The sequence below is a fragment of the Pantoea sp. X-Soil-TKNS-1279 genome, assembly GCF_059730565.1.
Genome location: NZ_AP035948.1, coordinates 599,636 through 611,878, shown reverse-complemented (window position 1 = coordinate 611,878; position 12,243 = coordinate 599,636). Strand labels below are relative to the sequence as shown.

9 protein-coding genes are annotated in these 12,243 nt (G+C 56.4%); 7 read left to right on the top strand and 2 right to left on the bottom strand.

Annotated features, from left to right (window positions below; translation table 11 throughout):
- The first annotated feature begins 16 nt into the window (after positions 1 to 16).
- A complete protein-coding gene (gene yhbY, locus AC6I8N_RS02745; RefSeq protein ID WP_021185735.1) occupies positions 17 to 313 on the top strand; it encodes a ribosome assembly RNA-binding protein YhbY in 297 nt (98 codons plus the stop codon).
- Positions 314 to 420: 107 nt separating this feature from the next.
- On the opposite strand, the gene greA is transcribed toward yhbY, so the two are convergent.
- Positions 421 to 897: a transcription elongation factor GreA gene (gene greA, locus AC6I8N_RS02740; protein WP_013507692.1), complete on the bottom strand. Its 477-nt coding sequence runs from the start codon at positions 895 to 897 to the stop codon at positions 421 to 423.
- 246 nt (positions 898 to 1,143) lie between these two features.
- On the opposite strand from greA, the gene dacB reads away from it, so the two are divergent.
- The 3 genes from dacB to pmrB are packed head-to-tail and all read left to right on the top strand — an operon-like array spanning position 1,144 to position 4,294.
- Positions 1,144 to 2,577 (top strand): serine-type D-Ala-D-Ala carboxypeptidase, encoded by a 1,434-nt coding sequence (gene dacB / locus AC6I8N_RS02735; protein ID WP_036627468.1) that lies wholly within the window; start codon positions 1,144 to 1,146, stop codon positions 2,575 to 2,577.
- Positions 2,577 to 3,239, top strand: a complete 663-nt coding sequence (gene pmrA / locus AC6I8N_RS02730) for a two-component system response regulator PmrA (protein ID WP_021185733.1) — start codon at positions 2,577 to 2,579, stop codon at positions 3,237 to 3,239. Before dacB ends, pmrA begins: the two co-directional genes overlap by 1 nt.
- Entirely contained in the window at positions 3,236 to 4,294 is a 1,059-nt protein-coding gene (gene pmrB, locus AC6I8N_RS02725) for a two-component system sensor histidine kinase PmrB (RefSeq protein WP_497829982.1), read from the top strand. The genes pmrA and pmrB overlap by 4 nt, the downstream gene beginning before the upstream one ends.
- On the opposite strand, the gene AC6I8N_RS02720 is transcribed toward pmrB, so the two are convergent.
- Positions 4,291 to 6,543, bottom strand: coding sequence for a TonB-dependent siderophore receptor (locus AC6I8N_RS02720; RefSeq protein WP_497829981.1), 2,253 nt, complete (start codon positions 6,541 to 6,543; stop codon positions 4,291 to 4,293). The genes pmrB and AC6I8N_RS02720 overlap by 4 nt on opposite strands.
- Before the next feature lie 253 nt (positions 6,544 to 6,796).
- Between AC6I8N_RS02720 and fes the strand changes: the two genes are divergently transcribed.
- Genes fes through AC6I8N_RS02705 form a run of 3 tightly spaced genes read left to right on the top strand, consistent with a single transcriptional unit; the run spans position 6,797 to position 12,169 of the window.
- Complete coding sequence (gene fes, locus AC6I8N_RS02715) at positions 6,797 to 8,008, top strand: enterochelin esterase (protein WP_497829980.1); 1,212 nt, start codon at positions 6,797 to 6,799, stop codon at positions 8,006 to 8,008.
- Positions 8,009 to 8,037: 29 nt separating this feature from the next.
- Positions 8,038 to 8,259, top strand: coding sequence for an MbtH family protein (locus tag AC6I8N_RS02710; protein ID WP_497829979.1), 222 nt, complete (start codon positions 8,038 to 8,040; stop codon positions 8,257 to 8,259).
- A complete protein-coding gene (locus tag AC6I8N_RS02705; protein WP_497829978.1) occupies positions 8,252 to 12,169 on the top strand; it encodes an enterobactin synthase subunit F in 3,918 nt (1,305 codons plus the stop codon). Before AC6I8N_RS02710 ends, AC6I8N_RS02705 begins: the two co-directional genes overlap by 8 nt.
- The last annotated feature ends 74 nt before the right edge of the window (positions 12,170 to 12,243 follow it).

Sequence of the window (12,243 nt, the reverse complement as noted above, 5' to 3'; positions counted from 1 at the left end):
TAAGCAAAAAAATACGATGAATCTGAGTACCAAACAAAAACAGCACCTGAAAGGTCTTGCCCATCCATTGAAACCCGTTGTTATGCTGGGCGGAAATGGCCTGACTGAAGGCGTGCTCGCCGAGATCGAACAGGCGCTGGAACATCACGAATTAATCAAGGTAAAAATTGCCTCGGAAGATCGTGAAACCAAACTGTTGATCGTTGACGCAATCATTCGCGAAACGAAAGCTTGCAACGTACAGGTCATCGGCAAAACGCTGGTGCTGTATCGCCCTGCAAAAGAGAGCAAAATTTCTCTGCCTCGCTCATAAGGCGGGCAAAGAAAGTGCCATGCTCCTGCATGGGATAAAAGGCCGCTATGCGGCCTTTTTCCTTTCTTTACAATATGCAGCAATGCATTTCAAAGCGTAGCAATATCTTAAAGGTATTCCACCTTCAGGATCTCATATTCCACATCGCCACCCGGGGTTTTGATGATGGCGACGTCATCCGCCTCTTTTCCGACCAGACCACGCGCCATTGGCGAGTTCACCGAAATCAGATTTTGTTTAAAATCGGCTTCATCATCCCCCACGATGCGGTAGGTGGATTCTTCGTCGGTATCAAGGTTCAGCACCTGCACGGTCGCACCAAAAATGACGCGGCCAGTTTTCGGCATCTGAGTCACATCAATCACTTGCGCATTGGAGAGCTTAGCTTCGATCTCCTGAATACGACCCTCGCAGAAACCCTGTTCTTCGCGGGCGGCATGATATTCGGCATTCTCTTTCAAATCGCCGTGCTCACGGGCTTCGGCAATTGAGGCGATGATGCGCGGGCGCTTAACGGTTTTCAGTTCGTTCAGCTCTTCGCGCAGCTTCTCAGCGCCTTTCAACGTCATCGGAATCTGATTCATTTTAGCTCCTCGTCATCTTTCCTGGTTAACGGCGTCATCCTGACAGGTGACAGCAGAAAACAGCTTCTGCGGCGCGTTACCTCATTTCACAAGCAAAAGAATCCTGACCCGGAAAGCGTTCCGGGTCAGGATCGGTTTTGCATTTTGATACGTATTTTACCCCAGAGTTCCCTGTGGGTCATCGTTTACTTTGCACCGTCCGGGGACGTAGTATTGTCGCCTTCACCCGTCAGTTACCGCGAGATTATGCGATTTTCACGACTTGTTACCGGACTAACCTGTGCGTTTATGCTGCAGGCACAAGCAGCCCCCGTTGAAGAATACATGCAGTATTTGCCAGACGGCGCAAACCTGGCGCTGATGGTACAAAAAGTGGGCGCATCAACCCCGATAATCGACTTTCATGGCAAACAGATGGCGCTGCCCGCCAGTACCATGAAAGTGGTCACCGCGCTGGCGGCGTTGCTGGAACTCGGACCCGACTTCCGTTTTCAGACCACGCTGGAAACCAAAGGCGCCGTTAGCGATGGTACGTTGAATGGCGATTTGGTGGCGCGCTTTGCCGGTGATCCGACGCTCAGCCGTCAGGATCTGCGCAACATGGTTGCTGCACTGAAAAAGCAGGGTATCACTCATATTAAAGGCAACCTGGTGATCGATACCTCGGTCTTCGCCAGCCATGATATGGCACCGGGTTGGCCGTGGAACGACCTGACCCAATGCTTCAGCGCCCCGCCGGGCGCGGCTATTGTTGATAAGAACTGTTTCTCCGTTTCACTCTACAGCGCCAACACGCCGGGCGAAAATGCCTTTGTGCGTATCGCCTCTTATTATCCGGCTCACATGTTCAGCCAGGTACGCACCCTGGGCCGCAACAGCGGTGAAGGACAATATTGTGAGCTGGATGTGGTGCCAGGTGAACTGAATCGTTACACCCTGACCGGCTGCATGCGTCAACGTGCCGAACCGCTCCCGCTGGCGTTTGCCGTTCAGGATGGTGCCGCCTGGGCCGGAGAGATTCTGCGCGATGAACTGCGCGCCGCAGACATTGATTACAGCGGTCATCTGGTACGCCAGACACAGGTTACATCGCCGGGCACGGTGCTGGCCTCAACACAATCTGCGCCGCTGCATAATCTGCTGCACACCATGCTGAAGAAATCGGACAACATGATCGCCGACACCGTATTCCGTACCATCGGCCATCATTACTTTAACGTGCCTGGCACCTTCCGCGCCGGTTCTGACGCGGTGCGGCGTATCCTGCGCGAAAAAGCCGGTATTGATCTCGGTAACAGCATTCAGGTAGACGGTTCCGGCCTGTCACGCCATGATTTGATCGCACCGGATACCATGATGCAGGTGCTGCAATACATTGCCAAAAATGATTCGACGCTGAATTATATCTCGATGCTACCGCTTGCGGGTTATGACGGCACGCTACAATATCGTGGTGGCCTGCATGAAGCGGGTGTGGATGGCAAAGTCTCGGCCAAAACCGGTTCACTTCAGGGTGTCTATAATCTGGCAGGATTTATCACCACAGCCAGCGGCGCGCGTGTCGCCTTTGTGCAATACCTTTCAGGTTATGCTGTGCCACCGGAAGATCAGAAGACGCGACGTATCCCACTGGTACGTTTTGAGAGCCGCCTCTACAAGGATATTTACCAGAACAACTGATGAAACTGTTAATCGTTGAGGATGATGCGCTGCTGCAATCGGGCCTGGCCCAGGCATTGAGCGCTCAGGGTTACGCCGTGGACTGTGCCGCCAACGCCGCAGAGAGCAATGCCTTGCTGCGCAGCGGCCAGTACAGCCTGATCGTGTTGGATCTCGGTCTGCCCGATCGTGACGGCGCAACCTTGTTGCGCCAGTGGCGACGTGACGGCATCAACGTGCCAGTATTGATTCTCACCGCTCGCGATGCGCTGGAAGATCGCGTAGACGGGCTGGATGCCGGTGCCGATGACTATCTGGTAAAACCTTTTGCGCTGGTCGAGTTACAGGCCCGGGCACGCGCATTGATTCGCCGCTATCAGGGGCACAGCGACAACCTGCTTCAGCAGGGCGATTTGACCCTCAACCTCAGCTCTCAACAGGTGTTGCTGGAAAACCTGCCGCTGGAGATCACCCCCAAAGAGTTCGCGCTGCTGACGCGCCTGCTGATGCGGGTCGGGCAGAACGTGCACCGTGAAACCTTGCAGCAGGATCTCTACAGCTGGAATGATGATCCCGGCTCCAACACCCTGGAAGTCCATATCCATAATCTGCGCCGCAAACTCGGCAAAGACCGCATCAAAACCGTCCGTGGTGTGGGTTACCGGCTGGAAGTGCGCGAATGAACAGCATGCGTCAGCGGTTACTGATTATGCTGGCGCTGATTCTGCTCACCTGCCAGATCATGAGCGCCGTGTGGCTGTGGCACGAAAGCCGGGAGCAGATTGGCTTTCTGGTGAGTGAAACCCTCTCCGCCAAAGCGCGCAATGAACACGTTGAAAATGAAATCCGTGAAGCGATAGCCTCGTTACTGCTGCCTTCGCTGGTGATGGTGTGCCTGACGCTGCTGTTCTCCTTCTGGGCAATCAACTGGATTATCCGCCCACTGAAGTCACTGCAAAACAGCCTGGCACATCGCTCTGCCGATAACCTGTCCCCCTTGCCGATCTACTCTGAGATGGAAGAGATCGTGGCGGTGACCACCTCCATTAATCAGCTGTTGTCACGCCTTGACCATACCATTCAGCAGGAGCGCTTATTCACCGCTGATGCCGCCCACGAGTTGCGTACACCGTTAGCGGGGTTACGTCTGCATCTGGAATTACTGCAACAACAGAATGTACCGCAGAGCGAAATGTTGGTGGCACGTATTGACCAACTGATGCACACCGTCGAACAGTTGTTGATGCTGTCACGCGCCGGTCAGGCATTGGCCAGTGGCCATTATCAACAGCTGCACTGGCAGCAAGACATCATGCAACCGCTCCAGCCCGAGATGGCCGAACTTTATCAGCAACGCCAGCAGCAGCTGCACTGGCCGCAGGGTGCCGACGTACCGCAGCAGGGCGAAGCGGTATTGCTGCGCCTGATGCTGCGCAATCTACTGGAAAACGCCTCGCGGTACAGCCCGGAAGGGAGTGAAGTGAAGGTGGTGTTACGTCAGGAACAACAACAAGTGATTGTTGAAGTCTGGGATCAAGGGCCAGGCATCGAAGCCAGCGCGGCAGAGGAGTTAACCAAAGCCTTTCGGCGGCGCGATCAACGTTATGGCGGCAGTGGGCTGGGCTTGAATATCGTGCTGCGCATCGTGCAGATGCATCGTGGTCGTCTGGAGTTACTGAACCGTAAAGATGGCAGCGGACTGATTGCCCGCTGCCATTTGCCTCAGTTGCTGAATTAGAACTGGGTGTTGAGGCTCATGTAGTAAGTGCGGCCTGAATCGTTGTAGGTATTGGCACCCGCACCGTACAGGTAAGCGCCGGTAGTTGAGTTACCGGTAGTCTGGGCATTACCCTGACGCCAGTGGCGCTTGTCGAACAGGTTGTCGATACCTACTGTCACGCTGACGTACTTGTTCACATCATAAGTACCGCTCATGCCGAGGATGGAGTAAGGGCTAACCTGATCGGTGGCGCTGCCGGTAACCGGATCGCCATGATAGTCATACTTCTTCGGCACCTGCTTACCATACCAGGTAAAGGTGGTTTGCAGTGACAGATCTTCCATTGCCTGCCAACTCAGTGTCGAGTTCAGGGTATATTGCGGAATAATCGACAAACGGTCGCCCGTAGTTTTGTTCTTACTCTGCAACATGTAGGTGAAGTTGTTATTCCAGGTCACCGTATCGGAGAAAGGAATGTTAACCGTTCCTTCCAGCCCTTCAACCACCGCTTTTGGCACGTTTTCCCATTTGTAGATGTTAGTGGTGCCGTTGGAAGCGGTACCGGTTGACACCATACCCGCTTCAATTTTGTTGCGATAATCGTTACGGAACCAGGTCAAACCGGCCTGATAGCCCTCGTGTTTCCACTCCAGACCAATCTCTTTGTTGATGCTGTTTTCCGCTTTCAGGTCTTTGTTACCTTGCAGATAACAGGCGCTGGAGGCGTCAGCACAACCCTGGCCGTTGCTGTACAACAGATAGTTCGGGTTGGTCTGATACAGGCTTGGTGCCTTATAAGCACGGCCAATCCCCATCTTCAACGTGAAATCATCACCCAGACCTTGCGACAGGTTCAGTGATGGGCTCCAGTTGTTGCCAACAATCGAATGATGGTCGAAGCGCAGGCTTGGGGTCAGCATGGTGCTGTCGGTGACTTCCATATTGTCTTCAGCAAACAACGAGAAGATTTCAGCCTGTGAGTAAGGACTGCGCCCGGTATTGGAGATACCCGGCACGCTACCGTAGTTGGCCGCCTGCGTGGTTGAAGACGGATCCTTCATACGCTGCTGGTTCCATTCAGTGCCCAGGGTCGCCGTCTGGTTGATCAACCATTCAAACGGGATGCTGATTTCACTGTGCAGCATGATGTCATCCAACTGAATGGTGTTAAAACCACTGTTGGAGAAGATCCCCTCGGTGCCGCCTGCCAGGCCTTCATTAATACGGGTATTACGGGTTTTCTCGTAGCGTCCCCAGGTATTGGTGCTGACACCATTATCCCAGGCACCGGTCCACTTCAGCGAGACGTTCTGACGATACAGGCGGTTAGTTTCGTCACCGTACTTGCTTTTCACCAGCGTGCTGGTGTTGGTGTTCTGGGTATCACCGGCATACAGGTTGCCCTGACGGCTATAACCCGCCTGAAGTTCCAGGGTCTGCATCGGCGCAAACGCCCAGCTTAATAAGGCATTGATATCTTTATTGACTGAACCTTCGCGTCCCGCCGGATAGCTGCCCGCGTAAGTCCCGGTACGATCTGCCGCATGGCCTTCGTTGATATCGTAAGCATCAGCCTGCGTTTTAGCTAAACCGCCATATAAACGGAAGTTGAAATCATCGCTCAGCGGCCCTTGCAGACTGAAGTTGGTGCGTTTGGTTGCGCCTTCATCTTTATGCTGCGGTACGTTGAAATAGGTATTCCAGGAACCGTGCCACTGCTGATCGGTGTATTTTTTGGTGATGATGTTCACCACACCGCCCGCCGCGCCGTTACCGTAGCGCACCGCTGCCGGTCCACGGATCACGTCGATATGGTCGATCAACTCGGGTGGCACCCAGTTGGTATCGCCGCGGGTATCACGCTCGCCACGCCAGCCGAGTCGCACCGAGTTACGGCTGGTGATCGGTATACCATCAACCATAATCAGGGTGTTTTCTGGCCCCATGCCACGAATATCGATCTGGCGATTGTTGCCACGCTGGCCGCTGGTGGAGTTACCGGTCAGGTTAACACCCGGCATGGTACGAATGATTTCTGAGACGTCACGGGCTGGCGGATGCTTTTTGATTTCATCAGCGGTGATAGTAGAAACACCGGGAGCCTGTAGCGTCTGTTGCTCGGCGGTCACCATCATGGTGCCGCCATCGTGTGAACTGGCGTCTGTGCTGGTAGTCGTATTACTGGAGGTATCTGCTGCCCAGGCGCTGCTGGAAAGTAGGCCCAATTCAATCAGAATGGCTAATGATAAACGCGAATATTTTGTCATTTTTTCGTTCCTGGATTGCCAGCAAAGGTGGCTGGCGAGCCGGTGAGAAGGTCACAGTCCTTATCAAAACCCCGTTCCAAGCCTGGCAGTGCTATCCGTTGCGCATCCTTTCCTTAATGGGAAAGTTGACAGGCGGAACGAGCGTGCTCATTTATGAGCGGAAACACCCTATTGCAAATGCAAATAATTATCAATAGTATTATTTATAACCTTTGTGAAAGAATCCTTGAGTAAATGGCGACTGGCAGCACCTATGACCTGGCTAAATGATCTAACCGGCAGTGAAGCCTGGTGGCAGGAGCAACAACGTAAAGGTATCCCGCGTGTGGAAGGCGAAGTGAACGGCGAGTGCCAGGTCACTTTCCTCTGGCGCGACCCGCATGGCAACGAGACGCAGTCACCTATCCAGCGGGTATGGATTAACATCACCGGTGTGACCGATCACCACCAGCGCCGCGCCCCACAATCCCTGATGCGAGTAGCCAATACCGATGTCTGGTACTGGCAAACCACCCTGCCAGCCAACTGGCGTGGCAGCTACTGCCTGATGCCGGATGAGCAGGCGACGGATTTTTCCGGCGATGTCGATATGTACACGCTGCGCAACTGGTGGCGCGACAAATTCCCGACCGCCCAGGCGGATCCGCTCAATGCCCTGCGAGGCTGGTCTGGTGGACGCGGCATGGGGGTATCCCCATTGCATCTGCCGCTGGCACCCAATCAGCAGCTATGGCGTGCGATAGATGAAGGCCACGCCCCTACAATCCCTTTGCAAGAATATCGCTGGGACAGCCACTTACTCGGCAACAGTCGACGGGTGTGGATCTATTGCACCGGCGAGGCCCAACCCGCGTCACGGCCACTGGCAATTTTGCTCGACGGTCAGTTCTGGGCCAACAGCATGCCGATTGCCGGACCGCTGCAACAACTTACCGATGAAGGCGCACTGCCTGCTGCCGTCTATCTGTTTATCGACATCATTGATCGTGAGCACCGCAGCCGTGAGTTGCCGTGTAACCCGCAATTCTGGCAAGCCTTGCAGGAAGAATTACTTCCCCAGGTCGCGCAGTGGGCACCGTACCAACCGCAGGCCACCAGAACCGTGGTCGCCGGGCAGAGCTTCGGCGGTCTGGCATCAGTGTTTGCGGCGCTGCATTGGCCGCAGCAATTTGGCAACGCCATCAGTTTGTCGGGTTCCTTCTGGTGGCCGGAACGTGGTAATCCGCATGGCTGGCTATTGCAGCAACTGGATCAAGGTCTGGCACCGCGCCAGCCGCTGCGTTTCTGGCTGGAAGCGGGTAAACGTGAAGGACTGATTTTGCAGGCAAATCAGCAACTACAACAGAAGTTGCAGGCCTCCGGCTATCAGGTGCACTACCAGCCAGTAGAAGGGGGACATGACGCGCTGTGCTGGCGTGGTGGCCTGCTCGATGGTTTACAGGCGCTGTGGCGCACCCCGATATAAATTCATCTCGCCCGGACTCAGGAGCCGACATGGAACATCGCAATCCCTTCGACGATCCGCAGCAGGATTGTCTGGTGCTGCGCAATCAGCAGCAACAATACAGTTTATGGCCCGCGTTCAGCGCCCTCCCCGCTGGCTGGCTCACCGTGTATGGCCCGCAGCCACAGCCTGTTTGCCTCAACTGGCTGGAACAGAACTGGGGGAATATCCGCCCAGTGACGCAGGACACCAACCGGAGCGACAATGTCTGAATCCCTGATGAATCGACCCCATACCGAACAACAAACCCTGCCGCTGGTGGCAGCACAGCCCGGCATCTGGATTGCCGATCAGCTGTCGCCCCATCACAACGCCTTTGCGGTCGCGCACTTTATTGAATTGCAGGGCGATATTGACAGTGAGTTGCTGAGCAAAGCGATCATCAAAGGGATGCAGGAGGCCGATACGCTGAATATGGCGTTTGGCGAGGTAGACGGCGAAGCGCTGCAATGGCCGCAGATCCAGCATTTCACCGCACCGCAAGTGGTTGACCTGCGCTCAGACGAGAATCCCGCAGACAAAGCCCGCGCGCTGATGCGTGACGATATGAATGGCGATCTGCGCGTGCTGAGCGGTTCCCCCTTATATCATCATTGCCTGTATCGCCTCGGCGAGCAGCATTGGTTCTGGTATCAGCGTTATCACCACCTGGTGGTGGATGGCTTCAGTTTTACCGCCCTGACGCGGCGCATCGCCAACCTGTACAGCGCCTGGGCGCGCCAGCAGGAGCCAGAACCCACGCCGTTTATCCCCTTTAGCGAAGTGGTGGAGGAGTATCAGCGTTATCAGCAATCCTCCTCCTTTGAACGTGATCGCCAGTTCTGGCGTGAAAAAGGGGCGTCCCTGCCCGCCCCTGCCTCACTGGCGGCGCAACCGCTGGCCGGACAAAGCGCCAGCACCCAACTGCTGCGCCATAGCCTGACGATGGATCACGCCACCTTCCAGACGCTGGTCAGCCAACATCCGCAGCACAGCGCCGCCGATCTCGCCTTCGCGCTGGTTGGCTTATGGTTGGCGCGCCTCAGCGGGCAAAACGATTTTTCCGCAGGTTTCATTTTTATGCGGCGTATCGGTTCGGCCGCGCTATGCGCCACCGGGCCGGTGATTAACGTGTTACCGATGGCGATCCATTACGACCCGTCACAGCCACTGGCCGCACTGGCAACGCAACTGGCGGGTGAAGTGAAGAAAATGCGCCGCCACCAGCGCTATGACGCTGAACAGGTGCAACGCGATCTGGGACGCCTTGGCGATGGCGATCCGATCTACGGTCCGGTGATCAACCTGAAGATGTTTGATTATCAGCTGGATTTCGCCGGTGTGGAGGGCATCACCCATCAACTGGCTTCTGGTCCGGTACGCGATCTGGAAATCGCCATCTATATCAGTGAACAGGGTGAGCTGACGCTGGAGTTGTTGGCGAATGCGGAACGCTACAATCTGGCGACGCTGCAACGCCACACCAGCCGTTTTGCGCTGCTGCTGACCCAGTTGGCCGCGGAACCGCAGCGCCCGTGCGGCGAGTTGGATCTGTTGACCGCAGCAGAACATCACTGGCTGGCGGATATTAACCATACCCCTCACCCGGTGCCTGCCGAGACTCTGGCATCGCTGTTGGCTCAGCAGGTAACCCGCACCCCGGATGCGCCAGCGCTGGCCGATGCACAGCATCAACTCAGCTACTGTCAGATGCAGCAGCAGGTATTTGCGCTGGCACAACAGCTAAGCGCCGCCGGTGTCGCACGGGGCGATATTGTTGCCGTCGCGCTGCCGCGTTCGGTGCAGTTGTCGCTGGCACTCCAGGCGATCGTTACGCTCGGTGCGGCTTATCTGCCGCTTGATACCGGCTACCCTGATGATCGCCTGCAACTGATGCTGGAAGATGCCACACCACAAACGTTAATCACCTCAGCGTCACTCGCACCACGTTTTGCCGCCATCTCCGACGTCAGCCAGCTACATTTCGATGCGCTGTTTAATCACACGGATGCGCCAGCCCCGCTCAGCGCGCCGCAACCGCAGGACGGTGCCTACATCATCTATACCTCGGGTTCTACCGGGCGTCCCAAAGGGGTGCTGGTCGGTCATGAGGCGATCGTTAACCGTCTGCTATGGATGCAAAATCACTATCCGTTGCAGGCTAACGATGTGGTGTTGCAGAAAACCCCGAGCAGCTTTGACGTTTCGGTGTGGGAATTCTTCTGGCCGTTGCTGGTCGGTGCCCAACTGGTGATGGCCCCACCGGAAGCCCATCGCGACCCGGAAGCCCTGCAACAGTTGTTCGCGCAACATCAGGTCACCACCACCCACTTTGTGCCTTCGATGCTGGCGGCGTTTGTCGCCGCATTGCAGGACGATGCCGCGATTAACAGTTGTGCCAGCCTGCGCCGCGTGTTCTGTAGCGGCGAAGCACTGCCAACCGATTTATCCCGCGAGTGGGAGCAGTTGACTCAGGTGCCGCTGCACAATTTATACGGTCCGACTGAAGCGGCGGTGGATGTGAGCTGGTATCCAGCGTTCGGCGAGTCACTGGCGGCGGTTGAAGGTGCGAGCGTGCCGATTGGCTATCCAGTCTGGAACACCGGCCTGCGTATCCTTGATGCGCGCCTGCAACCGGTGCCGCCGGGTGTGGCGGGCGATCTCTATCTGACCGGCATTCAACTGGCACACGGTTATCTGGGGCGTCCCGATCTCACCGCCAGCCGCTTCGTCGCCGATCCGGCCGGCAAGGGTGAACGTATGTATCGCACTGGCGACGTGGCGCGTTGGCTCGACAACGGCGCGGTGGAATATCTTGGCCGCAGTGACGACCAGTTAAAAATTCGTGGTCAGCGCATCGAACTCAACGAAATCGATCATGTGTTGTGCGCTCAGCCTGGCATTGAGCAAGCGGTGACGCACGCCGTGGTGCTGGGGGGGGCCACGGCACAAGGCGATGCCCGCCAACTGGTGGGTTATGTCATTGCCGATCATGCTGTAGACGGTGAGGCCCTGCGTAACGCACTGGCCCAGCAACTGCCCGCCCATATGGTGCCAGTGGCGATTGTCCAACTGGAGGCTTTCCCGCTCAGCAGCAACGGCAAACTGGATCGCAAAGCCCTGCCGCTGCCGCAGGCGAGCAGCGCCAATGCCGGGCGTGAACCGCATCCCGGCCTGGAAAGCCAACTGGCTGCGGCGTTTTGTCAGTTGCTGTCACGCGACAGCATCAGCGCCCAGGATGATTTCTTTGCCCTGGGTGGTCATTCACTGCTGGCGATGCGCCTTGCTGCCCAGTTGCGCCGTGAACTCCGGCAGCCAGTGACCGTCGGACAGATCATGGTTGCCTCCACCGTCGAGAAGCTGGCTGCATTGTTAAGTGATGCGCAATCCCACCAGCAGGCTGGTTTTGAGGCCGTGCTGCCGCTGCGCCAGGGCAGTGGGCCAAATTTGTTCTGTTTCCATCCGGCCTCTGGCTTTGCGTGGCAATTCAGCATTCTGCAACGCTACCTTGATGCGCGCTGGTCGTTGATCGGCATTCAGTCGCCGGACACCGCCAGCCCGTTGAATCAAAGCACGCATCTGGACGAGGTGTGCGACGCCCATCTGCGCACCCTGCGCGAGGTACAGCCGCACGGCCCTTATTATTTCCTCGGCTATTCACTTGGCGGCACGCTGGCTCAGGGGATTGCGGCACGGCTGGCGGCTGCCGGTGAAGAGGTGGCGTTCCTCGGCCTGCTTGATACCTGGCCGCCAGAGACGCAGAACTGGGATGAAAAACGCGGCGAAAACGTGCTGGACCCGGCAGTGCTGGACGAAGTGAACCGCGAGCGCGAGCAGTTTATTGCGGCGCAACGGCATCAGGCGGGTGAAGAGATGCAGGCGATGTTTGACACTATCGAAGCCAACTACGCCAGTTCAGTACGTCTGTTGGCAACGGCACGCAGCGCCAGCTTCAGTGGCCGCGCAACCTTGTTCCTCGCAGAACAGACGCAACAGCCGGGACAGGATGCACACCGCGCCTGGGCACCTTATGTTGGCGAGCTGGAGGTGTGGCCGATGGATTGCGCCCACGTCGATATCATTTCACCGAAGATGTTTGAGCAAATCGGACCGTTATTACAACGGCTACTGAGCAAACTCTGATCCAGAATGTAGGGCGCGATTTATCGCGCCGATTCTTTCCAGCACCGCGCACGGAACCGCGCGATAAATCACAC